Origin of the sequence: Mesorhizobium sp. LSHC420B00, assembly GCF_000503055.1 — a bacterium.
In the GTDB taxonomy this organism is placed as follows: Bacteria; Pseudomonadota; Alphaproteobacteria; order Rhizobiales; family Rhizobiaceae; genus Mesorhizobium.
In genome coordinates, this window is record NZ_AYVY01000002.1 from 609,080 (window position 1) to 632,298 (window position 23,219).

At 63.7% G+C, this 23,219-nt stretch carries 16 protein-coding genes and 2 pseudogenes; 4 read left to right on the forward strand and 14 right to left on the reverse strand.

The annotated features are described in order from the left end of the window. Window positions 1-4: 4 nt before the first annotated feature. Together X760_RS46915 and X760_RS46920 are read left to right on the forward strand one after the other, a co-directional pair. Window positions 5-1,225: an acyl-CoA dehydrogenase family protein gene (locus X760_RS46915; protein ID WP_023717660.1), complete on the forward strand. Its 1,221-nt coding sequence runs from the start codon at window positions 5-7 to the stop codon at window positions 1,223-1,225. Between the two features lie 8 nt (window positions 1,226-1,233). Then, window positions 1,234-2,496 carry an NAD(P)/FAD-dependent oxidoreductase gene (locus tag X760_RS46920; protein WP_023717661.1) on the forward strand — a complete coding sequence of 421 codons (1,263 nt, stop codon included), beginning with the start codon at window positions 1,234-1,236 and terminating at the stop codon, window positions 2,494-2,496. Between the two features lie 32 nt (window positions 2,497-2,528). Here the strand turns inward: X760_RS46920 and X760_RS46925 are convergent. Both X760_RS46925 and X760_RS46930 read right to left on the reverse strand, forming a co-directional pair. Continuing rightward, a pseudogene (locus X760_RS46925) lies at window positions 2,529-3,619 on the reverse strand (rhodanese-like domain-containing protein). Beyond that, entirely contained in the window at window positions 3,616-4,974 is a 1,359-nt protein-coding gene (locus X760_RS46930) for an LLM class flavin-dependent oxidoreductase (protein WP_023717662.1), read from the reverse strand. Before X760_RS46930 ends, X760_RS46925 begins: the two are co-directional and overlap by 4 nt. A gap of 198 nt (window positions 4,975-5,172) precedes the next feature. Between X760_RS46930 and X760_RS46935 the strand changes: the two genes are divergently transcribed. Continuing rightward, window positions 5,173-6,609, forward strand: coding sequence for an FAD/NAD(P)-binding protein (locus X760_RS46935; RefSeq protein ID WP_051409613.1), 1,437 nt, complete (start codon window positions 5,173-5,175; stop codon window positions 6,607-6,609). Between the two features lie 79 nt (window positions 6,610-6,688). Here X760_RS46935 and X760_RS46940 read toward each other — a convergent pair whose 3' ends face one another. Continuing rightward, window positions 6,689-8,284, reverse strand: a complete 1,596-nt coding sequence (locus X760_RS46940) for an ABC transporter substrate-binding protein (RefSeq protein ID WP_023717664.1) — start codon at window positions 8,282-8,284, stop codon at window positions 6,689-6,691. Window positions 8,285-8,379: 95 nt separating this feature from the next. Continuing rightward, window positions 8,380-9,975 carry an ABC transporter substrate-binding protein gene (locus tag X760_RS46945; RefSeq protein ID WP_023717665.1) on the reverse strand — a complete coding sequence of 532 codons (1,596 nt, stop codon included), beginning with the start codon at window positions 9,973-9,975 and terminating at the stop codon, window positions 8,380-8,382. A 348-nt stretch (window positions 9,976-10,323) separates the two neighbouring features. On the opposite strand from X760_RS46945, the gene X760_RS46950 reads away from it, so the two are divergent. Continuing rightward, window positions 10,324-11,256 (forward strand): LysR family transcriptional regulator, encoded by a 933-nt coding sequence (locus tag X760_RS46950; RefSeq protein WP_245278525.1) that lies wholly within the window; start codon window positions 10,324-10,326, stop codon window positions 11,254-11,256. Between the two features lie 119 nt (window positions 11,257-11,375). Here the strand turns inward: X760_RS46950 and X760_RS46955 are convergent, their stop codons facing one another. The 10 genes and pseudogenes from X760_RS46955 to X760_RS0137225 all read right to left on the reverse strand — a co-directional run bounded on the left by X760_RS46955 (window position 11,376) and on the right by X760_RS0137225 (window position 23,186). Next, a complete protein-coding gene (locus tag X760_RS46955) occupies window positions 11,376-12,236 on the reverse strand; it encodes an NADPH-dependent oxidoreductase (RefSeq protein WP_023717666.1) in 861 nt (286 codons plus the stop codon). Window positions 12,237-12,316: 80 nt separating this feature from the next. Continuing rightward, window positions 12,317-13,360 (reverse strand): aldo/keto reductase, encoded by a 1,044-nt coding sequence (locus X760_RS46960; RefSeq protein WP_023717667.1) that lies wholly within the window; start codon window positions 13,358-13,360, stop codon window positions 12,317-12,319. 23 nt (window positions 13,361-13,383) lie between these two features. Next, the gene (locus X760_RS46965) at window positions 13,384-14,496 is read right to left on the reverse strand and encodes an LLM class flavin-dependent oxidoreductase (RefSeq protein WP_023717668.1); all 1,113 of its coding nucleotides are present in this window, start codon (window positions 14,494-14,496) and stop codon (window positions 13,384-13,386) included. A gap of 74 nt (window positions 14,497-14,570) precedes the next feature. Continuing rightward, window positions 14,571-15,926, reverse strand: a complete 1,356-nt coding sequence (locus X760_RS46970) for an LLM class flavin-dependent oxidoreductase (protein WP_023717669.1) — start codon at window positions 15,924-15,926, stop codon at window positions 14,571-14,573. After that, complete coding sequence (locus X760_RS46975; RefSeq protein ID WP_023717670.1) at window positions 15,923-17,104, reverse strand: acyl-CoA dehydrogenase family protein; 1,182 nt, start codon at window positions 17,102-17,104, stop codon at window positions 15,923-15,925. Before X760_RS46975 ends, X760_RS46970 begins: the two co-directional genes overlap by 4 nt. A 4-nt stretch (window positions 17,105-17,108) precedes the next feature. Further along, window positions 17,109-17,450: a DUF3088 domain-containing protein gene (locus tag X760_RS46980; protein ID WP_023717671.1), complete on the reverse strand. Its 342-nt coding sequence runs from the start codon at window positions 17,448-17,450 to the stop codon at window positions 17,109-17,111. Between the two features lie 7 nt (window positions 17,451-17,457). After that, window positions 17,458-18,776, reverse strand: a pseudogene (locus X760_RS46985) (LLM class flavin-dependent oxidoreductase). A gap of 13 nt (window positions 18,777-18,789) precedes the next feature. Next, complete coding sequence (locus X760_RS46990) at window positions 18,790-19,965, reverse strand: acyl-CoA dehydrogenase family protein (protein ID WP_023717672.1); 1,176 nt, start codon at window positions 19,963-19,965, stop codon at window positions 18,790-18,792. Window positions 19,966-19,989: 24 nt separating this feature from the next. Continuing rightward, entirely contained in the window at window positions 19,990-21,429 is a 1,440-nt protein-coding gene (locus tag X760_RS46995) for an NAD(P)/FAD-dependent oxidoreductase (protein ID WP_023717673.1), read from the reverse strand. Between the two features lie 755 nt (window positions 21,430-22,184). Next, window positions 22,185-23,186, reverse strand: coding sequence for a LacI family DNA-binding transcriptional regulator (locus X760_RS0137225; protein ID WP_031193584.1), 1,002 nt, complete (start codon window positions 23,184-23,186; stop codon window positions 22,185-22,187). Window positions 23,187-23,219: the final 33 nt, after the last annotated feature.

Here is a 23,219-nt window from a genome sequence, read left to right on the forward strand (position 1 = left end):
GCATATGACCTCGACGATCCCCGAGTTCCCACAACTCCTCGACACGGTAGCGAGCCTGGCCGACGACTTCGCGCTGACCGCCGCACATCACGACGCGACCGGAGAATTTCCGTTTGCCAATTTCGGCCGGCTTCACCAGGCCGGTCTGCTTGGCCTGGTCACAGCGCGCGAGCATGGCGGCCTCGGCGGCGGGCTGACGGAAGCCCAGGCGGTGATCGCCGAGATCGGCCGCGGCGAGCCGTCGACGGCGCTTGTGCTGGCCATGCATTACAACAGCCAGTATGCGCTGCGGAAATCCGGAAAATGGCCGCGCCATCTGGTGCAGCGGATTGTCGAGGCCGGCCGTCTTGGCCCTGCCTTGATCAATGCCGCCCAGGCCGAGCCGGGGATCGGCTCGCCCGCCCATGGCAAGCCGCCCGAAACCATTGCCCGGCGCGACGGCAATGTCTGGCGGATATCCGGCCACAAGAACTACGTCACCGGCATTCCCATCCTGAAATGGGTGAACTTGCTGGCATTGACCGACGAGCCGCAACCGCGCCTCGCCTCGTTCCTGGTGCCGACCAATGCGCCGGGATTGCGCGTCGAAAAGACATGGAACGCCGCCGGCATGCGGGCCACCGCCAGCGACGACGTCATTCTGGATAATGTCGCCGTGCCTGCCGAGGACATCACCGAGGCGCAGCCGGCGTCCGAGCCGCTGCGGCGGGAGGAAGGTGCGACGGCGTTCTTCTTTTCGCTGATCGGCGCTGTCTACCACGGTGCCGCCCGCGCTGCCCGTGACCGGCTGGTCTCCTTCGTCACCACGCATGCGCCGGCGAGCCTCGGCGCGCCGCTGTCGACCGTGCCGCACATCCAGGCAGGGCTGGGCGAGATCGAGGTCAGGCTCGCAACCAGCACGCGGCTGCTGCGCTCGCTCGCTGATGACGTCGACGCCGGCCGACCGGTCGGCACCGACGGCATGACCGTCAGGCATGTCGTCATCGACAATGCCGTGGCAGTTACCTCGCTGGCGCTGGAGCTTGCCGGCAATCCCGGTCTTAACAGAGACTTCCAGCTCGAGCGTCACCACCGCGATACGCTGACTGCCCGCTCGCACGCACCGCAGAACCATATGATCCGCACGATCGCCGCCAAGGCGGCGCTCAGCCGCCACGCTACCAGCCAAGTGGCCGAGCCGCCGGCTGTTGCCGCTGTCAAACCCAGGCTCAAGGCGGTCGGGTGAGCGACGCCATGATCTCCGAACATGTCGAAGTCGCTATCATCGGCGGAGGCCCCGGTGGCCTGACATTGGCGCAAGGCCTGAAGAAGAACGGCATCAGCGTCGCGGTCTTCGAGAAGGATCGCGCCCGCAATGACTACGTCCAGGGTTTTCGGCTGCGCATCCGCCAGCGTGGCATCGATTCGCTGATCGCCAACTTGCCGCCGGAACTCTACGAGGCCTTTGTCGCCACGCTCGGCCGAGCGCCGGACCGCAACATCCTGCTCGACGAAAATTTCGAGACCTTGGGCGAGGACGCCTGGGGTGGCGGCAACGCACTCGGCGAGGCCGACGACACGCATATCGAAAAGTCGGTGAGCCGCATCACGTTGCGCCAGGTGCTGCTTTCCGGCCTCGACGGCGTCGTGCGCTACGGCAAGGTCTATTCCCGCTACGAAGAGCAGCCGGACGGTTCGGTGATCGCGCATTTCGAGGACGGCTCGACAATCCATGCCGATGTGTTGGTCGGTGCCGACGGCGCCCGCTCGCGCGTGCGCCAGCAGCTGGTGCCGCATGCGCGAAGCTTCGACACCGGCGTCAGGCGCCTGGCCGGCAAGATGACGCTGCATGCGGCTGCCCTTCACCAGATCTCGCCGCTGCTGCTCGACTACAATGTCGGCGTCAGGCCGACGGAAGGTCACGGGCTGATGGTCACCAGCCATCGGGTCAATGTCGAGGCATTTCGGAAGCATGGGCTGATCGGGCTGGACGACGACACCCACAAGGACATTGCCGGTTTCCATTTCAACAACACCACCAGCTATGTCTGGTGGAACACCGCCTATGAAAATGACGAACTCGCTACGGACGAAGCGCTGGCGAAGTTCTCCGGCTCGGAGTTGCTCGGCCTCTTGATCTCGAAGATCGGCCACTGGCATCCGGAGATCCTCAACCTCATTCGCTACACCGACCCGTCGACGGTGGCGCTGCTGCATGTCCACAGCTCAGAGCCTGTCGATCCGTGGCCGACGAAACAGGTGACACTGCTCGGCGATGCCATCCATGCCATGACCTATTTTCGCGCGCTCGGCGGCAACACCGCGATCTATGACGCCGGGCTGCTGGTGCCTGAACTGGTGGCCGCTAAACGCGGCGACAAGCCGCTGCTTGAAGCCCTGTCAGACTATGAGGCGAAGATGCTGAAGCACGGCGCCAATGCGGTGCGGTCTTCGCTGACGGCGATGCAGAAGAATGTCCTTTCAGGCCGCCGCCGTCAAAAGGAAGCCGCCGAATAGCTGCCTCCAAAAATCGCCCGACAGCTCCTGCCCTACGCCGCTTCCACCAGGCTGGCCGACTGGAAGTCATGCTGGAGGATGGCGATCTCGTAGCCACGGCGCTGCAGCCAGTGCGCCGTCGTCGCCGCGCGGACACCGAGCAGATCGTCGATCAGCACGACACGGGCGCCACGCACGGCAATGGTTCGATAGGCGACGCCGAGCAACTGCCCGCCCTCCGACGCGATCGAGCCCGGAATGTGGCTTGCCGCGAATTCCTCCGGCGTGCGCACATCGAGCTGGTAGGTCGTGCGCCTCTCGTCCTTCGCCCAGGCTGCGGCCGTCGCCGCATCGATGCGCGGGAAGCTGTCGCCTTCGGCAAGTTTTGCGATGCGCTCCTCGGCGAATCGCTTCGCGTCCTCGCTCGCCGAACCATAGGCAGCAGTCCTGCCGGTTTCGAGCGCAAGGCCGGCCTCGCGCCACGCCTTGGTGCCATCGTGCAGATAAGCAACTTTGTTGGGCACGCCGGCATCGATCAGCGTCTGCGCGCCGATGTGGCGCGCGGCAGGCCGGCGCAGGAGACGATCACCTGCGTGTCCGGCGACGGCACCAGGTCGGCGAAGCGCAGCACCAGCTCAGCACCCGGAACGCTGATGGCGCCCGGTACATGGTCCTTGTCGAATTCCGCCACCGTCCGGCTGTCGAGCACGACCACGTCGGCTTTCTTGGCCTTGAGCGCCGCAAGCTTTGCAACGGTAATGACCGGCGTCCCCTTCTCGTCGCGGATCGCCAGCGAAAAATCGACGCCCGGCGTGTCGAAGGTCGGCAAGCCTTCCACATCGTCCTTCGTCCATTCCGGAATTCCGCCGGCCAGTGCGAACACCTGGCTGCGGCCGCGCTCGGCAAATCGCTCAGCAAGCCGCTCGGCGACGCCGCTGCCGTCATCCGCCAGCACGGTGCGCACCGCCTTGCGCGGGATGAAGCGGTCGATCTCCGCCTCGACCTGTGCTGCGGGCAGATTGGTGGCGAACAGCGGCGAGGCATATCCGACAATCGCGCTGTCTCGGATATCCAGCACCGCAAGTTCCTCGCCATCGGCCAGCCATTGGCGAAACGTCTCCGAATCGATCGTGCTCGCGCTCATGATGCTTTCCTTTCCTGGTGTTCGGTGGCGCCGCGGACCGGACGCGCAAGGCCGAGATTCTCGCGCAACGTCCCGCCCTCGTAAGCGGTCCGGAACAGGCCGCGCCGCTGCAGTTCCGGAATGACGAGATCGACGAAATCGGTGAGGCCCGTCGGCAGGATCGGCGGCATGACGTTGAATCCGTCCGCCGCGCCGCCGACGAACCATTCCTCCATCATGTCGGCCACGTCTTTTGGCGTGCCGACGATCTGGAAATGGCCGCGCGCGCCGGCAACGGCGAGATACAATTGCCGGATGGTCAGGTTCCGGCTCGAGGCCAATTCGGAGACGACTTTCAGGCGGCTCTTCACCGCATCGGAACTGCCCAGTTCCGGCAACGGTCCGTCGAGCGGATGGCCGGAAAGATCGACGCCGCCGAGCAATCCGGAAACCAGGGCGACGCCGACCACGGGATCGACCAGGCGTTGGATGGCGTCGAACCTGTCCTCGGCTTGCGCGCGCGTCGGCGCGACGACCGGGAAGACACCGGGCATGATTTTCAGGGAATCGGCAGAGCGGCCAAACGACGCCAGCCGGCCTTTCAGCTCGGCATAAAAACCGCGCGCCGATTGGATGGTCGGATGGGCGGTGAAGACCACTTCCGCCGTCCGCGCCGCCAGATGCTGGCCGGCATCGGAAGAACCCGCCTGGACGATGACGGGATGGCCTTGCGGCGGGCGGGCGACGTTGAGCGGCCCTTTGACCCGGAAATGCCGGCCGGCATGGTCAGGGGCATGGATGCCATGCCGGTCGATGGCGATGCCCGAAGCCTTGTCGGCGACGAAAGCATCGTCGTCCCAGCTGTCCCACAGCTTCTGCGCCACGGCGACGAACTCCTCGGCGCGGTCATAGCGGTCGGCATGAACGGGATGCTGGTCGCGGCTGAAATTCGCCGCCGCCGGCGCATCGGCCGAGGTGACGACATTCCAGCCTGTCCTGCCGCCGCTCAGGTGGTCGATCGAGGCAAACAGCCGCGCCAGGTGGAAAGGTTCCCAATAGGTGGTCGAAGCGGTGGCCACCAGCCCGATCCGTTGCGTGATGGTCGAGAGCGCCGACAGCAGCGTCAGCGGCTCGAAATGCACGACATGGCCGGTGCGCTCGAAAGTCTCGATCGGCTGCTCGCCATTGCGCGCACTGAGGCTGTCGGCAAGGAAGACCATGTCGAAGAGACCGCGCTCGGCGGTGCGCGCGGCCTCTGCGTAGTGCTGAAAGCTCAGGCCCGGATTGGCGGGGACATCAGGATGGCGCCAGGCAGCGACATGATGTCCAGGGCCGCGGATGAAGGCTCCAAGCTTTATCTTTCGATCTTCAGTCATTGGGGCTCTTCGGGGGCGTTTCTCGGGCTGGTCGCAAAGGCCTTTCATCTCTAACGCCTGCCAGACCCGCTGAGCGAAAGAATGCCTTTCGCCAGCTGGCAATTATTGTTTTTTGACATCGGGTTATGGGACAGCACGATGGTCGCTGCCGGGGTGATGGGCTAGAGCCACGGACCGCCGGCGTCGTAAGGGTCCTTGATGCTTCATACTTCTTCCTCCCCGCGTTCGATCCCTCGTTCAATCATCATTGTAGGCGGCGGCTTTGCCGGCGCGGTTACCGCGATCAAGCTGCTTGACCGTTCGACCGAACCACTGGCGATCACCATCATCGAGCGCCGGGCGGAGCTCGGTCGCGGCGTTGCCTACAGCACCGTCGATCCACAACATCTGGTCAACGGCGCGGCGCGCATCTTCTCGCTGCATCCGGACGATTCCGATCACCTCGTTCGCTGGCTCGTGGCGAATGGGCCTGAGCATGGCTGGACGCCGCCCGAAGATGTCCCGGACTCCAGCCCGCCGCGTTGGCTATTCGGCAGCTATGTCCAGTCCGAACTGACGAGAGCCGTCAGAGAAGCGGACGGGCGTTCCTCGCTGCGCCACGTCAAGGCGTCCGCCATCGACATGCTGACCGGTCCATCGGGTGTCTGCGTCGGCACCAGCGATGGCCAGCAATTGCCGGCCGACGAGGCGGTGCTGGCAACCGGAGTGTTCCAGAGCGAGCCATCCGCCACGGAAGCAGCCATCGTCAGCGATCCCCGCTATGTCGCCAATCCCTGGGATCCGGCGGCACTCGACCGGCTAGCCGGCAGCAAGGAACTGCTGCTGATCGGGTCCAGCCTGAGCATGGTCGACGTCGTCGCCAGCATGGAAGCGCGCGGCTTCGAGGGCAGCTACCGTGTCGTGTCGCGGCGGGGACAGATTGTCGAGCCACGGCGCAACACCGAGGCATGGCGCGACTTTCTCGCCGAGCGTCCGTTGCCGAAAACCACCAGGGCGCTTCTCGTACTGGTCAAGGCCGAACGCCGGGCAATCGAAGCCACCGGCCTGGACTGGCAAGGACTGCCGCTGACGATCCGGCCATGGATCCTGGCTCTGTGGCAAGGCGCTACCGACAGGGAGCGTCTAAAGTTCACACGCCATCTGCGCGCCTTCTGGGACGTCACCGCGCACCGGGCGGCGCCGCCGAGCTTTGAGCGCGTTGCGCTGGCGCGAAGCCAAGGCCGATGGGTGGGTGGAGCTGGACGGGTGCTGGCACTCCATCCGCAGGCCGACGGCATTGCCGCTGAGATCCGCTGGCGCGATAGCGGCGCGGTCGAACGGCTGCGTTTCGATGGTGTCGTCAACTGCCGCGGCCATCAGGAGCATGACTGGCGGCGGGTCGCCGATCCATTCGTCCAAAGCCTGCTCGATAACGGCATCGTCAGGCCGCATGCGACCGGCTTCGGCATCGACGCGACGCATGGCGGCCAAGTGATTGCCGGTAACGGCAAGACCCACGGCAATCTGTTTGCCGTCGGCCATCCGCTGCGCGGCGTTGCCTGGGAATCGAGTTCCATCAGTGAACAGCTGGCGCAGGCCATCGCCCTGGCTGGCCTTCTGGTCGGCGCCAGCCCAAGGCTGCGTGCTCTGGCCTGAGATTGCAGCCCCACAAATGACAGAAACGAAAAAGGGCCGCATCGACATGCGGCCCTTTTCTTTTCGGTCATCCGCTGGTTCAGGCGTTCGGATCGATATAGGCGTCGGCGAAACTGGCCGACAGGCCTTCCGCACCCGGCGCGTAGTTCTTGACGGTTTTGCGGGCGATGATGATGGTCGGCGGTGCGATCAAATTGATGATCGGCAACTCGTCGGCGATGATCTCCTGGAACCTGAAGAACAGCTGCTTGCGTTTGGCTTCGTCGAGCTCGACGGAAGCGGCTTCCAGCAGTCGGTCGACCTCAGGGTTCTCGTAGTGCGCGCCGTTCGAGAACGGCAGCCCGATCTTGATGTTCTTCGACCAGTAGAGCCGCTGTGCGCCGGCGCTCGGGTCAAAGATGTTGCCGCAGGATTCCGTCGACAGGTCCCAGGTCCGGTCGGTGTAGATGGTTTTGACATAGGTGCCGAAGTCGAATTTCTGGATCTCGGCGTCGATGCCGATCTTCGCCAACGCCTGTTTGAGGAAGTCGGCATAGCCCCACGGGTTATACGGGTTGTTGGTGAGCCTGAGCTTGAAGCGGATGCCGTCCGCTCCCCGCTTGAAGCCCGCCTCGTCGAGCAGTTTTTCCGACAGCGCCGTATCGACGGTCGCGGCCTTCACATCGGGATCGAAATACTTCTTGTTGACGACACTGATCGGCGTCGGCGACACCTGCCCATAGCCGTAGAACACGATGGCATTCACCGCGTCGAGGTCGATCGCGTGCGCGATTGCCTGACGGACTTTCTTCTCCTTCAGGATCGGGTTTTCGAGGTTGATGATCAGCTGGTGCAGCGGGCCGCTATAGGCGAAGACCGTGCTGTCGACGACGAATTGCGGCAGCGCCTTGAAACGCTCCAGATCGGCGAACGCCACCGGGTTCGGCCCAATGTCGACCTCGCCCGTCTCCAGCGCTGCGGCACGCGCGCCGGGATCGGTGATGAAGCGGAAGATGATCCGGTCGAGATAGGGTTTGGGCGCATCCCAATAGGTCGGATTCTTTTCGACGATGATGTGGCTGCCCTTCACCCATTCCTTCAGCACGAACGGTCCGCTGCCGATGATCTGCTCGAAAGACGGATCGTCGGCCGGCTTCAGCTTCTCGTAGATGTGCTTGGGCACGACAGGCGATTCCGTCGCGGCCAGGCCAGAGATCAGCGCGGCGGACGGTTTCGACAATTTGATCTTCACGACATGCAGGTCCGACGTGTCGATGTCGGTGACATTCTGGAAGGTGATGCGCCCGCGCGGATGGGCTTCGCGCAGCCGCGAGATCGAAAAGGCCACGTCCTGCGATGTCAGGTCGTGGCCATCGCTGAATTTCACCCCCTCGCGCAGCTTGAAGACATATTCGAGCCCGTCGTCGCTGATCGACCATTCGGTGGCCAGTTGCGGCCTTGGATTGAGGTCGTAGTCGTAAGCGAGTAGGCCGTCGAAAATCTTCGGGCCGATGGTGGCCGGCCCGCCGGCGCTGGTGTTGATGGAAACGATCTGGTTGGGCTCGGGATAGTAGACGAAGTTGAGCGTGCCGCCGGCCACCGGCTTTGCGTCTTGCGCGAAGGCCCCGGCGGGAAGCGCGGTACTCGCGCCGGCCAGCAGCAGGAACTGATTGAATAGGCGTCGGTTGATGGTCATGGTCGGTACTCCGCGTTTGCGCGATTTGTCTTTCATGGAGAAAAGTCGGATCGGCGGCTTCACGCGCCAATCCCAGAAAAAGGAGATCCAAATGCTTATGCGTTTGGCGCGAGCCAGATCTGCGCGAAGCTGTTGTTGATGCCCTGGGCGCCGGGCGCGAAATCCCGGACCTTCTTGTTGGCGACGATCTGGGCGCCGGCGGCGACGAGATCGACCGACACCACGTCGTCATGGATGATGTGCTGGAATTTGTACCAGAGCTCGCGCCGCTTGGTCTCGTCAGGCTCGATCGCGGCGGCTTCAAGGATCTGGTCGACCTCGGGGTTTGCATAGTGGCTGGCGTTGGAGAAAACGAGGCCGATCTTGAAGTTCTTCGACCAGTAGGCGCGCTGCACGCCGAGCGTCGGATCGAAGGTGTTCGACAGCGATTCGATGACCAAATCCCAGGCGCGGTCGGTGTAAACCGTCTTCAGGAACGTCGACAGATCGAGCTTCAGTATCTCGGCATCGATACCGACCGCTGCCAGCGACTGCTTGATGAAGTCGGCATAGGACGCCGGCAGGAACGCATTGTAGGCGAGCCGGAGCTTGAAGCGCTTGCCGTCTGCGCCGCGCTTATAGCCGGCATCGTCGAGCAGTTTCTCCGCTAGTTTGGGGTCGGGCTCACGCGCCTTGATGCTCGGGTCGTACCATTTGGGCAGTGCGGTGCTGATTGGGCTTGGCGATACCTGGGCGTAGCCGTAGAGCGCGATGTCGACCAGCTTCTGCAGGTCGATCGCATGGGCAATGGCCAGGCGCACCTCGCGCTTGGTCAGGATTTCATTTTCATAGTTGAAGAACAATTGCTGCTGCGGGCCAGAATAGGCGTAGGTGTTGGTGTCGACGACCAGAGCGGGGTTTGCCTTCAGCCGCTCGATATCGGCCAGCGGCACGGGATTGGCGCCGATGTCGATCTCACCGGTTTCAAGAGCCGCCGAGCGCGCAGCCGGATCGAGGATGACATGCAGGACGACACGGTCGAGATAGGGCCTCGGCGCGTCCCAATAGTCTGGGTTGCGATCGAAGATCAGATGGCTGCCGGGCACCCATTCCTTGAGCACGAAGGGACCGGTGCCGATCGTCTGCTCCAGCTTGGGCTGTTCCGCCGGCTTGAACGTTTCGTAGACATGCTTCGGCACGATCGGCGATTCCGAACTGCTCAGCGCCGTGATCAGATAGGGCGCCGGTTTCGACAGCACGATGATGGCGGTGTGCGGATCGGGCGTCTCAACCGCCGTGACATTCTGGTAGGTGATGCGGCCGCGCGGATGCGCCTCCTTCAGCCGCAAGATGGTGAAGGCAACATCTTGTGAGGTGAAGTCCTTGCCGTCATGCCATCTGACGCCCTGGCGCAGCTTGAAGGTGTAGCGCAGGCCGTCATCGCTGATCGACCACTCGGTCGCCAGCAGCGGTTTCGGGCTGAGGTCATAGGCGAAATCAAGCAGGCCTTCATTGACCTTGGGACCGATGGCCTGGCCGGTGCCTGAAGAGGTGTTGATGGCAATCAGCGACGTGGGGTCGGGATAGTAGGCCCAGTTGAGCGTGCCGCCCTGGACCGGCGTGCCTTCGGCGGCAAAGGAAAGACCGGGCAATGCGAAGCTCGCACCGCCAAGCAGCAACAGCTGGTTGAAATGACGACGATTGACAGACATGGTCTTGGGCTCCGGAAAACGGATTGCATCCGGCGGCCGAACGCATTTCGGCGCCTCGACGCAATGATCCCCGTGGCGCCGCAAAACCGGAAGAATGATTTTCTATCGTCTGCCGAAAGCGCCGCTTCGCACGACGGTTTCATTCCAGGACCCGGCTTTGGATCCGGCGAGGCTCGTCGCCGCCCAAATCAGCATCCCGACCTTATTCTACAAGAATAGTAGACATTGCGATTTCTTAGATTTCCGTTCCTGCTGGCGCGACGCTGCGGCAAACGAAATTTTCCCCTGCGTGCTTTGGCGCAAAGCCCGCCCTCGTCGCGCCGGGCCTGAAAGTGTTGAATGCGCCTCATGGTTGATTTCATTCGTGCGAAAACAAGGAAGCTGCGACCGACGCTGGCGAGACTTCCGCCGCTGACCTCGCTTCGCGCTTTTGTCGCAACCGCCCGCCATTTGAGCTTTACGCGGGCGGCGGAAGAGCTCCACGTCACGCCCGCCGCTATCGGCCAGCAGATCCGCCTGCTCGAGGATCACCTCGGGCAACCACTGTTCCAGCGCAACCGCGGCGAGCTTCTGCTGACTTCGGCCGGCCAGGCGCTGATGCCTGGTCTCACCGAGGCTTTCGACGTCGTTGTCGAATCGGTCGCACGCATTTCCGGCGACGAGGAAGATGCACCGATCAAGGTGTCGGTCGCGCCCTCTTTTGCCAGCAAATGGCTGATCCCGCGCCTCGACGCGCTGCGCGATGCGGTGCCCGGCCTCGAAGTGCTGGTCGATGCATCGACCAGGCTTGCCGATTTTGCCAGCGAAGACGTCGACTGTGTCATCCGCTACGGCTCGGGCGCCTATAGCGGCCTCGTCACCGAACGGCTGTTTTCGGAAGCGGTGCTGCCTGTCTGCAGCCCGGAATTTGCCCGTACGCACGGCCTCTACCGCGGGCCGGAGGGGCTGCGTAACGCGCCGATCCTGCATGAGGAAGGACCAGAACGCGATCCTAGCTGCCCGGACTGGAAGGGCTGGCTGCGATCCAATGGCCTGTCTGGCCGGCTTGTCGAAGGTGGCATACGGCTTAGCCAGTCGTCGCTGGTGCTCGATGCCGCTGTGGCCGGCAAGGGCATCGGTCTCNCGGTCTCGGCAAATTCCGACTGGCCGAGCCTGACCTTGCCGCAGGGCGGCTGGTCAGTCCGTTCGGCTCGCCGCAGCCGGTCGAGTTTTCCTATTATTTCGCGACCACGCCGCACAAGGCGAAGCTGGCGACAGTCGAGCGCTTCCATGGTTGGCTGAAGGCCGAGGCGCGGCGGCTTGGGGCTCTCGACTTCACGCCGCCAGTGCCGCTGCCGGCCCGCATCGCCATCGTCGCTGCGGAATAGTCTCACCTCGGTCTCGCGAGCAGGCGCGCGCGCCTATTTTAGCTTGAAGCCCAGCGCTTTGAGCACTTCGCCCAGGCGATCACGGCCTTTCAGCGCCGCCGTGCTGCCGATGCGGTTCGACATCAGCTCGGTCCAGTCGACCTCAGGCATCGACTGCTCCTGCTGGAAGGTGCGAAGCGTCTGGTTGTAGGCTGCGAGATCGTCCGGATGCGGAGCTGACTGGTAGCGCTCACGGTGCAGAACCACTGTCTGTGGCAGTCTGGGCTTGATGTCAGTCGCGGCCAGGAGATCGGGACAGCCGACGGTCAAGCCGAACATCGCGACGGTTTCCGGCGGCAGGCCGAGTTCGCGCGCCACCTCCTGCGGATGATTGCGCATGGCGCCGATGTAGCAGGAGCCGAGCCCGAGCGCATCGATCGCCACCACGGCATTTTGTGCTGCAAGTGCGGCGTCTATCACGGCCAGCAGAAAACTCTCCTGATAGTCGAGCCCCTCGCCCGCCCGGCCATTTGCCTTGGCAATGGTACGCAGCCGCGACAGATCGGCCAGCCAGACCAGCAGCAGCGGCGCCTGCTCGATATGGCGATTGATCGCCGCCAGTCCGGCAAGCCGCGCCTTGCGCGCCGGATCCTCGACGGCGACGACACTCCACGCCTGGAGATTGGAAGAAGTTGGCGCCGACTGGGCGGCAGCGACGATCAGTTCCAGCGTGCCTTCAGGCAGCGGCCTGGCCAGATAGTTGCGGACCGAGCGATGCGAAAGGATCGCCTCGAGGGCTTCGTTCCAGTTTCCGGTATGCGCGCTTTGCGGCGCTCGATAACGCCGCCGTAGCGCCGCTTCACCGCGTAGGTCAGCGTCGGAAGGGCGGATGCTGAAGGCGGCCGGCTGTGACATCGTCTTCCCTATTTGCCAATCTGGCTTATTCGGCTACCCGGCACGTGGCATGCCGATTGATTGAAGCGGCACCGGTCACATCAGAATGGCATTGGATGCGCCCTGTACGCCTCGCCGATCCGTGCCAGTATGTCCGGCGACAGTGCGACCGAGGCTGCATCGAGCGCATGGTCCAGTTGTTCCACGCTGGTCGCCCCGACGATGGGGACAACGGGAAATGGGCGAGACCGGACGAAAGCGACTGCCATCGTCACAGGGTGGATGCCGGCCTCCCGGGCGATCGAAATATAGGCGTCGACCGCCGGCCACACCCTCGGCGTGCAACGGCCGCCGAGATCGCCATTGAGCGCGCGACGCGATCCTTCGGGCGAGTAGTCGGGCCGGTATTTGCCGCTGAGCAGACCCGCTCCCGCAGGCGAATAGGCAAGCAGCGTTACCCCCTCGTTCACGGCAAGCTCCGCGAGGTCCGTATCGTAGTAGCGGCAGAGCAGCGAATATTCGTTCTGGATCGTCAGCGGGCGAGGACCGACATCGTCATCGGCCAAGCGCAGCCACTGCGCGATGCCCCATGTCGTTTCGTTCGACAGCCCGAAATGCCTGATCTTGCCTTCATTGCGAAGCGCGGCGAGCGTTTCCAGGCATTCGGCCATGCCGGCCACAGTCTCAGCCTTCACCTGTCCGGACGGATCGAAGCTCCAGACCCGGCGAAAATGGTAGTGACTTCGGTTGGGTACGTGGAGTTGGTACAGATCGATGTAGTCCGTCCTCAACCGGCGCAGTGAATTTTCAACCGCGGTCCGCAGCGTCTCGGCGTTGATCTTCGCGCCGCCGCGCACGACGTCCTGGCCGAGACCCGACACTTTGGTGGCAATTACCAAATCGTCACGGCGGCTTTTCGGCGCGAGCCAGCTTCCAATGTAGCTTTCGGTTCGACCGACCGAGTCTTCTCGAACCGGATTGACAGGATAGACCTCTGCTGTGTCGATGAAATTCACGCCACGCTCGACCGCACGATCAAGCTGTGCGTGCGCCTCGGCCTCGGTGTTCTGACGACCCCAGGTCATTGATCCCAGGCAGATCGAACTCACATGCGGGCCTTCCGGACCCAAAATCGTTCTCTTCATCCAAACCGTTCCCTGCACACGCTTCACTCGCCGGCACTTGCCGGTTCAAGAAGCGCGGCTTGGGCCCCATTGCGCAAAAGCGGAAGCAACTGATCGCCCTGCCGCTTGATCTCGGAAAGATACGGTGTGTCCGAGAGCACGAAGTGCGTGATGCCCAGATCCCGGTACCTGCCGAGCGCGCGGGCGACGTCGGCGGCCGAGCCGACCAGCCAGGTGGTGCCGGCGCCGCCGCCGCCGTATTTGCCCGGCGCAGTGTAGAGGTTGTCGTCCAGGACCTCGCCGCGCGCGTGCAGATCGAGCAGACGCCGCTGGCCCACCGCTACCGCCCGACCGTGATCGTTCCAGCCGGCGCCCTTGCCCTTGGCCATCTCGTCAACCTTCGCCTCGGCGTCCGCCCAGGCCTGCTCAGTGGTGTCGCGGACCAGCGTGGTAACCCGCAACCCGAATTCCAGAGGCGGGAGGTCTCGGTCGAGTTCCCTGCTCAAGGCTTTGAGCCGCTCGATCCGCTCCCGGACGCCGTCGAGCGGCTCTCCCCAGAAGAGCTGCACATCCGCCTCCCTGGCCGACACCCGCTCGGCCGCCTCCGACGCACCGCCGAAGTAGAGCTTGGGATGGCGACGATCGCAACGGACAGGGATGCGGGGCATGACGGTAGACCCTGTGACCTGGAAGTGCTCGCCGGCAAAGGTCACGTTCTCTCCGGACCAAAGTTTGCGAACCAGCCGCATGAACTCTCTGGTGCGGGCATAGCGATGTATCTGGTCGCCTTCGCTGTCGCCATACGCAGCGAGGTTGTCCTTGCCCGACACTATGTTGATACGCACGCGACCGGCAGTCAGCTGATCGAGCGTGGCTACGGCTGATGCGAAGTGCGCCGGCCGCCAGTAACCCGGGCGGATCGCGATGAGCGGCTCGAAGGAGGTGGTTCGGGCGGCGAGTGCGGCCGCGACGGTAAACGTGTCGGGCCGACCCCAGCCGGTACCGATCAGCGCGCCCTTCCAGCCGTGGTCCTCAAGCGCCTTCGCGTGGCTGGTCAGTGTGTCCAGGCTGTTGTGGTCCACGGCGGCCGGCTCGCCACGGTGACCGGGATCGACCTGGTTCGGTATGTACCAGAGAAATTCGGGATCAGCGCTCATTGTCAGGCCTGTATTTTTGTCGGGCATGGAGGTCGATGACAGGACTTTCAGCTCCGTTGTCGTTTGATGATCGTTCAATGGGTGGCCCCGAGCAACCCTGGCGCCTTGTGCGGCTGCGGCGCAAAACGACTTTCGGGCCGGACAAGGCCGAGATGGTCTCGCAGCGTGCGCCCTTCATAGTCCGTGCGGAACAGGCCTCGCCGGCGCAGGATCGGCACCACCGTATCGACAAAGACCTCCAGTCCGGTCGGCAGCACGTCCGGCATCAGGTTGAAGCCGTCGACGGCGCCGGCGACAAACCATCTTTCGATATCGTCGGCGATCTGCTCCGGCGTGCCGACGATGGTGCGGTGGCCGGTGCTGCCGTTCAGCGCCCGGATCAGCTGGCGAACCGTGAAATCGTTGCTGCGCGCGAGCGCGAGTGTGGCCTTGAAGAAGGTGTGGCCGCCATTGGGGGGCAGTTGAATCCCTTCTGGCAGCTTCTCGTCGAGCTTCAGCCGCTCGCGATCGATGCCGAGCACGCCGGACAGCCGCCCAAGGCTGTAGTCGAGCGGGATGCGATCCCACAGCTCTTCTTGCCGCCGCTCCGCTTCCCCCTCGGTGCTGCCGATGATGGTGGCCAGGCCGGCAAGGTTGAGCGGCACGCCGCCGGTGCGGCCGTAAATCTGGGCGCGTGTCTTCAGCTCTTGTGCATAGGAAAGCGCTTCTTCGAGGGATTGAGAGGCCGAGAAGACGGCTTCGGCGTGGCGTGCGGCGAGCTCCTTGCCGTCATCGGAACCGCCGGCCTGGATGACCACCGGATGCCCTTGCGGCGAACGCGGCACATTGTGCGGCCCATGCACCGAAAAATGCGCGCCCTTGTGCTCGATGGCATGAACCTTGGCGGCATCGACGAAGCGCCCGCCGGCCACGTCGCCGATGAAGGTATCGTCCTCCCAGCTGTCCCACAATGCCTTGACGATCTCGGCGCATTCGGCCGCCCGCTCGTAGCGCCGGCCGTGATCGATCGCACCGGTGAGGCCGAAATTGCGACCCGAGGCGGGATCGGCCGTGGTCACGATGTTCCAGCCGATGCGCCCGCCGCTGACATGGTCGAGCGTCGCGAAGCGTCTGGCGATGTTGTACGGCTCGTTGAAACTGGTTGAAGCGGTGGCGATCAGGCCGATGCGCTCTGTTGCGGCGGCCATCGTCGCCAGCACGATGGTCGGCTCCAGCGACGTGATCGGACGATAGTCGATGCGATCCGAGATCGCCGCCTGGTCGGCAAGGAATACGGCGTCGAGCTTGGCGCGTTCGGCGATCTTCGCCACCTGCACATAGTGGTCGACGGTGAAGGCGGCATAGGGGTCGACGCCGTCCATCCGCCATGCCGCCGGCGAAAAGCCGGCGTGCAGGATGTTGACGTTGAGATGGAGCTGCCGGCTGCTCATCGAAACACGCCGGGCTCGGGGTAAGCGCCGGTCAGATACCAGGTGCCGACGGTGCGGGTCTTGTATTCGGCGGGGTTGTGCAAGGTGTGGATGCGCGCGTTGCGCCAAAAACGGTCGAAGCCGTATTTGCGCACCGCCGAGCGCGCGCCCATCACCTCGAAAATCTCGGTCGTGACCTCCAGCGCGACATCCCCCGCCAGCACATTGGCCGCAGCGACGGCAACGGCCGCTTCGCCGCGCTCTTCCTCGGTCAGCGCCTTGCCGCGGGCGATCGCATGATCGATCGCCGCAGCCGCGCGATCGGCCAGCACCGTCGCCGCCTGCGTCTTGACCCAGAGTTCGCCATACTGGCGCTTGATCCAAGGATCGTCGATATGGCGCTCGACTCCGGAATACATCCATGGGCGCGAACTGTTGATCGTGTAGTCGCGTGCCGCCAGCAGAGCGCCCTGGGCTGTGCCGATGAAAACATTTAGCAAAACGCTTTGCTGCTGCAGCGGCCCGATGGTGCGGATCGGCAACGACGCGTCGACCCAGCCGCGCACCAGCTCGCTGTCGTGGATCCTGACGTCCTTATAGGCGACCTTGCCGCTGCCGGTCTGCGTCTGGCCGATGCCATCCCAGTCGTCGAGAATGGTGATGCCGTCACGGTCCGCGGGGATTGCCGCGAATTTCCTCTCGCCGCTGATCTCGTCTTCCCACGAGGTCGAAAGATAATCGGCCACATGCGAGCCGGAGGCGAAGGGTTTGAAACCATTGACGATCGTCCACTCGCCATCCTTGCGACCGAACAGCGTTTTGGAAAAGCTGTTGCCGGTGTTGCCCCAGAACCAGTCGCCGGCAGCCGAACGCCGCAGCAGATCGGCCGAACGCGGCTCGTCCGAATTGAGCCTGGCGGCGATCAATGCGCTGAAATGGTAGCCGTAGATGTGGCCGATCGAGCCGTCGACCTTGGCGAACTCGCGGCCGATCTTCAGCGCCGTCGAATAGGGTTCGCCGGCGCCGCCGAATTCCTTGGGGATGACGATTGTGAGCAGGCCGCTTTCCTTGAGCAGGCGTATCTGTTCGCTCGGCCTGCCACCAAGCTGGTCGCGCTCGACCGCGTCGCGGGCAAAGATGTCGCGCAGCTCGACCGCCTTGGCGATCCATGGATTGGAGGTATCGGGATCGAAGGTCATGCTGTCACTCATGCAGATGCGGGAAGCCGTGGCGCTCGGCCAGAAGCGCAAGAATGCATTTGGTGTCGTCGGCGAAGGCCTGGCCCTTGGCCGTCGGCAGGTCGGTGGGCGGATCGCCGCCGATGACGAGCACCGGCAGGGACTGATGCCGCTCGCCGAGCGCGTCGATCACCTTGTCCCTCGGCCTCGCGAACGGCACGCGCTCGACGTCCAGTCTGGCGGCGAGATCGGGAAAGGCGGCGAGCATCCCTTCGACCTGGTTGCAATAGGGACAGACGAATGTCCGGCCTGGATGTTTCGGGTCGGAGAAACCCGGCTGAATGAGAAAGAGCTTGTCGCGCGCCATGGTCTGCCTATTCCGCGGCTGCCGCGGCGGACCGCGAAAACCGATTTGCCGGCCGCTTCAGGCCGAGATTGTCGCGCAAGGTCCTGCCCTCATACTCCTGACGGAACAGGCCGCGGCGGCGCAGTTCCGGCACCACCAGTTCGATGAAATCCTTCAAGCCGCCAGGCATGATCGGCGCCATGATGTTGAAGCCGTCGGCGCCGTAATTCTCGAACCGCTCNCCTGCCAGTGGCCACGGGCGCCGGCGATGCGCAGATAGAGCTGCCGAATGGTCAGATTCTCGCGCCGTGCCAGGTCGATCACCAGAGCCTGCCGGCTCTTGCCGGCGTTGGTCTCGGGCAAATCCGGCACGGGCCCGTCGAGCGGGTATGAGCTGAGATCGAAGCCGCCAGCCAGCGCCGACACCAGGCCGAGGCCGACTTCCGGCTGGATCAGGTCCTGCAGCTGTTCGAACTTCTCCTGCGCCTCGGCTTCGGTCCGGCCGACGACCGGGAAGATGCCAGGCAGCACCTTCAGGTCATCTTCCGAGCGGCCATAGTTGCCGAGCCTGCCCTTGACGTCGGCATAGAATGCGGTGGCTTCGTCGAGCGTGATCTGCGCGGCGAAAATCGCTTCCGCGGTACGAGCCGCCAGCTCCTTGCCCGGACCGGACGCCCCGGCCTGGACCACAACCGGATGACCTTGCGGCGTTCGCGGCGTGTTCAGCGGACCGCGCACCTTGAAGTGCTGGCCCTTGTGGTTCAGCACGTGCAGCTTGTCCTTGTCGAAATAGCGCCCACTCGCTTTGTCGCGCGAGAAGGCATCGTCTTCCCAGCTGTCCCAGAGGCCGAGCACCACATCGACGAATTCTTCAGCCCGGTCGTAGCGGTCGCCGTGCTGGATATGCGCCTCGTGGCCGAAATTGAACGCCGCTTCCGGATCGGAAGAGGTGACCAGGTTCCAGCCGGCACGGCCGCCGCTCAAATGATCGAGCGAAGCGAACTGGCGGGCCAGATTGTAGGGATCGGAATAGCTGGTCGAAGCCGTGGCGATCAGGCCGATGTTCCTGGTCGCCGCCGAAAGCGCCGACAGCAGCGTGATCGGCTCGAACGGATAGACGCCGCTATGCGCCTTGCGGCTGGCGACCTCCAGATCCTTCAGCCGCGCCGCGACGCCGTCGGCGAAGAAGATCGTGTCGAACTTGGCCGCTTCCGCCAACCTGGCAAGTTCAATGTAGTCGCTGAGGCTGGTTCCCTCGCCCGCCGCCGGATGACGCCAAGCGGCGACATGGTGGCCGGTGAAGAGCAGAAACGCTCCAAGCTTGAGCTTGTCCTTGCGCCTGGCCATGTCTCCCGCCTCCTCAGCGATACAATCCGCCGACCGGGAATTCCCCGGTCAGCAACCAGGTGCCAATGGTGCGCTTCTTGTACTCGGCCGGATTGTGCAGCGTGTGCGTTCGCACGTTGCGCCAGAACCTGTCGAAGCCGTTGGCCTTGGTGGCCGAGCGGGCGCCCATCACCTCGAAAACCTCGCTCGAGGCATCGAGGCCGATTTGCCCGGCATAGACATTGGCGGTGGCGAGATCGATCGCCGTCTGCCCGCGCTGCTCCAGGGTCAAGGCCTCGCCTTGGCTATAGGCGGCATCGAGGCTTTTCGCCGCCACATCGGCGAGTTCGGCCGCGGCGAGCGTTCGGATATAGAGATCGCCATATTTGCGCTGCACGAACGGGTCGTCCGTGTGCTTCTCGTAGCCGGAATAGATCCAGGGGCGCGATTGCGAGACCGTATAGTCGCGCCCTTCGCTCAGTGCTCCCTGCGCACTGCCGACGAACAGGTTGAGCAGGACCGCCTGCTGGAAAAGTGACGTCAGCGTCTGGAACGGCGTTAGCGGCGCCGCGGGTGAGCCGATCAGTTCGTCGTCGCAGACATGCACATCCTTGAAGGTCACCTTGCCGGAACCCGTCTGGCGCTGGCCGACACCATCCCAGTCGTCCTCGATGACGATGCCTTCGCGATCGGCCGGGATCGCCGCTGCCAGCCGGTCCTGACCGTCCTCCCAGGCGACCTGGATATAGTCGGCGATATGCGAACCGGAAGAAAAAGGCCGAAAGCCGCTGAGGATCCAGCCCTTGCCGTTGCGCTTGGCCGTCGAGGTCTTTGACATGGCGTTGCCGGAATTGCCCCAGACCCAGTTTTCCCGGGCTGAGCGCGTTAGCAGCTGATCCTTTTGCGCCTGCGTGCCGCGAAACAACACGCCGTTAAGCGGCAGATGATGGTAGCCGTAGAGATGGGCGAGCGAACCATCGGTGCGGGCGAATTCGCGCACCACGCGAAGCACCGACAGCCAGGATGCGCCCTTGCCGCCATAGCGCTTGGGAATCTGCGCCGACGGCAAGCCGCTCTCCTTCAGCAGCCGGATCTGTTCGACCGGCCGTCCGCCGGCCTTGTCACGCGCCACCGCATCCCGATCGAAGATCTCGCGCAACTCAACCGCCGTGGCGACGAACGGGTCGGAAAGGTCAGGGCTGAAGGTCATCGGCACTTGTCCATTGAAATGCGTCTATTCCGCCGCGATGGTCTGCGCCGGCCGCCAAACGGCAGAGGCATAGGCCTCTTCGCCGAATTCGGCCGGATGGCTGCCGGTTATGCGGCTCTCATGGCTGTCGAGATCGGCGAGGAAGAGATCGCGGCTGATGCGGGCAACCACGGCGGGCACATCGCGCCTGATCGACGGGATATCGCCGATCGGCAGGCCGAAGCTGACGAAGCCGCCGGGATTGAAGACATGGACATCCTTCAGGAACGGCGCCTCGCCCGGCGCCTTCTCAAGGAATTCATGACCGAGACCGAGATAGGGATGGGCGCCGAAGAATTTATCGCGTTCTGCTTTGGGCGGCGCGTACTGGTCGCGCCACAGGCGGATAGAGGCGGCGAAATCGGCGAATTCGGGCTTGCGTGTCGGGTCGGCGAAATAGCCGGTACCGGCGATGACGAAGTCGAAGGCAAACGTCTCACCGGCGATCTCTGTGACGACCTTACCGCTGTCGACACCGGCCTTCGTCCATGGGGCGCCGAGGTGCAGGTGGAAATTCTGGTGCCGCACCACCCGCTCCACCGCATCGGGTGGCGGCGTCGAACCGGCATCGCGAAACCGCAGCGCCTGGCGCCAGCGCACCGCATCCGGCAGCAGCGGATAGTTGTCATAGGCACCGGGATAGCCGCGGACGCGATTGATCGGCACGCTGGCAATGCTGTTGCGGCGGGCAAAGAGACGCACCGATTTTGCCCCGGCCTCAAGGGCCGTCCCGGCTGCATCGAATGCCGAAGCCGCGGAACCGACGACAGCGATCGCCTTGCCCTTGAGCGAGGCAAAATCGATTGCCGCCGAACTGTGCGCGACGATACCCGGGGGAAGAGCTGCGAACACATCCGGTATCACCGCACCGCCGCTGCCGCCAAAGCCATTGGCCAGGATGATCTTGCGCGCTGTTTCGACCGATCGTTTGCCTTCCGCTTCGAGATCGAGGCGGAAATGCCCGGCAGCCGGCTCGATGCGCAGGAGACGCGTGCCGTAGCGGATGCCGATACCGAGGAACTCTCGATACCATTTCAGGTAACTCGCCCAATCCGTCCGCGCGATGCGGTCGAAACCGGCATACGCTTCCGCACCGTGGCGGGCTTCATACCATGACTGAAAGCTCAAGCCTGGCAGACCGAGTTCTGGTCCCGGCAGGCCTTTCGGCGTCCGCAGCCGGTTCATCCGCGCATGGGTAAGCCAGATGCCGGCCTTGCCTTCGTCCGATGCGGCGTCGATGACCGTGACCTTGCCGATGCCGGCGCGCCTCAGCGCGAAGGCGAAGGTCGCGCCCGTCTGCCCGCCACCGACGATGAAGACATTGTGGTCGATGCCCTCCCGATCCGGCACCCAGTTCTGCGGATCGGGACCGATCAGTCGAAGTGTTTCGCGGGCGTCGTGATCTGGATCGGACGGTAAGGCCATTTCGGTCCCGGCTGAAGTTCAAGCGTTGCGCCAAACTCCGCCTCGCTCGACAAACAGTCCAGAAATGTCTGCTTTGATTGCCCGGTAGTTTTTTTCACTTGCATTGCAACGACGCGCTTTCACCGCCGACCGAATGGGCGGTGGGTGTGGCCTCCCTGAAGCCGGAGCATCTTTTGATATTGCAGCGAGCGCAGGCACTGTTACGGCTCCCGCACAATACGCATGCGTAGCCGGGCATTGGTGTCGAGGACATCAGCAGCGCCGCGTGGGATCAGCTTTGTGTGACGTCCGCCATCTGGCAGACGGCAGATCGCGGATACACTGGCGACGGCCCTCGCGAGATAAGTCAGCGCAGCTATTCAAAAGGCGTCCTAAGAGTGCGGTCGGATACTCCGTCGCAAGAACGGATATGGACGAGAAGGAGAACTTTCGTGTGCAGTTGTTGCACACAAACCCTCATAAACATTTGATTTTATTTATCTATCTTCCCCATCCATCATTGGCGCCACCGCAAGTCTGTGGCGTAACATATTCATTTCATTATCTTCTTAATGTCTCTGTCAGACCAATTTGGCGAGGATGCCCGCCCAAACGTAACCGAATTTACGATTTTGCCGCCGCAACTGAAAGCCCCTCAGCTACATCAATCTTTCGCTGCACACGTAGGGCGCACGAAACCGGTGAGCAACGTCCGCTCCGCCACTGCGCATCGCGCTGCCACGCTGGTCGTGTCTGACGATCGAACGCGCCGTGCCTCAGGTGGATTGGCGGATCACCAGTTCCGGATCGATCAGCGTCACGATCGGCGTCGGTAACGGCTTGCCGATCATCGACAGGATCCGCTCAACCGCATGGCTGCTGACCTCGGCGGCGGCATAGTTGATCGATGTGATCGGCACCGAGCTGAAGTCCGCCGCTTCGGTGTTGTCATAGCCGACGATCGCCAGTTCGCCGGGCACGGAGACGCCCTGCTCGCGACACCAGCGCAACGCTCCAATGGCGAGCGAATCGGTCGTGGCAAACAGCGCCGTCGGCCGCTGCTTCGGCTTCATTGCCTCGCCGATCGCCTGAAAACCGTCGGTCGCCGAATGGCCGCCGGGCTTGACCACGACGAGCGCATCGGCGGGAAGCCCTGCCTCGGTCACGGCGCGAAACGCGCCGTCATGCTTTTCGCTGTTGCCGAGCAGCTGCGCCGCGTCGAGCATGGCGATGCGACGATGGCCGCGCTCGATCAGGTGCCGGACCGCCTTGTAGCCGCCGCTGCGGTCGTCGATCGCCACCACGTCGAGGCCGGCAACCGGAATATCGGCAAGCACCAGTGCGGGATATCCGACCTGACGCACCGCGCGGATGTGGTCGAGCCGGTCGTGGTTGGTCGGATAGATGAGGATGCCGTCGACCTGCCGCGAGCGGAACACGTTCAGCGCACTCCACTCCTTGGCGGAATCGTGGTCGCTGGCGGCCAGCATCAGGGAATAACCACGCTGGGCGAGCTCCCTCTCGAGGAAACGCGACACCAGCGTCAGCGTCGGGTTCATGATGTCGGTGAGCACCAGCCCGATCGTCCGCGTCTCGCGGCTGACCAGCGCCTGCGCGATGGTGTTCGGAAAATAGTTCAGGCTCTGCGCGGCCGACTGGATACGGTCGCGCGTTTCCTCCGGAATTCGCAGACTGCCGCGCAGCGCCAGCGAAACGGTGTTCGCCGAGTAGCCGGTGGCCACCGCGATGTCCTTCAGTCGGGTACGGGTTCTCTGCAAGATCTCGTCACATTGGCCATGTTGCCTGAGAGG

Bases quoted from the DNA above. Each gene is read 5' to 3' on its own strand.
- X760_RS46955 (WP_023717666.1), bottom strand. From the start codon at position 12,236: ATGTCACAGCCGGCCGCCTTCAGCATCCGCCCTTCCGACGCTGACCTA.
- X760_RS46980 (WP_023717671.1), bottom strand. From the start codon at position 17,450: ATGGCGCGCGACAAGCTCTTTCTCATTCAGCCGGGTTTCTCCGACCCG.
- X760_RS46915 (WP_023717660.1), top strand. From the start codon at position 5: ATGACCTCGACGATCCCCGAGTTCCCACAACTCCTCGACACGGTAGCG.
- X760_RS46960 (WP_023717667.1), bottom strand. From the start codon at position 13,360: ATGAAGAGAACGATTTTGGGTCCGGAAGGCCCGCATGTGAGTTCGATC.
- X760_RS46995 (WP_023717673.1), bottom strand. From the start codon at position 21,429: ATGGCCTTACCGTCCGATCCAGATCACGACGCCCGCGAAACACTTCGA.
- X760_RS46945 (WP_023717665.1), bottom strand. From the start codon at position 9,975: ATGTCTGTCAATCGTCGTCATTTCAACCAGCTGTTGCTGCTTGGCGGT.
- X760_RS46930 (WP_023717662.1), bottom strand. From the start codon at position 4,974: ATGACTGAAGATCGAAAGATAAAGCTTGGAGCCTTCATCCGCGGCCCT.
- X760_RS46990 (WP_023717672.1), bottom strand. From the start codon at position 19,965: ATGACCTTCAGCCCTGACCTTTCCGACCCGTTCGTCGCCACGGCGGTT.
- X760_RS46935 (WP_051409613.1), top strand. From the start codon at position 5,173: ATGCTTCATACTTCTTCCTCCCCGCGTTCGATCCCTCGTTCAATCATC.
- X760_RS46975 (WP_023717670.1), bottom strand. From the start codon at position 17,104: ATGACCTTCGATCCCGATACCTCCAATCCATGGATCGCCAAGGCGGTC.
- X760_RS46970 (WP_023717669.1), bottom strand. From the start codon at position 15,926: ATGAGCAGCCGGCAGCTCCATCTCAACGTCAACATCCTGCACGCCGGC.
- X760_RS46920 (WP_023717661.1), top strand. From the start codon at position 1,234: ATGATCTCCGAACATGTCGAAGTCGCTATCATCGGCGGAGGCCCCGGT.
- X760_RS46965 (WP_023717668.1), bottom strand. From the start codon at position 14,496: ATGAGCGCTGATCCCGAATTTCTCTGGTACATACCGAACCAGGTCGAT.
- X760_RS46940 (WP_023717664.1), bottom strand. From the start codon at position 8,284: ATGACCATCAACCGACGCCTATTCAATCAGTTCCTGCTGCTGGCCGGC.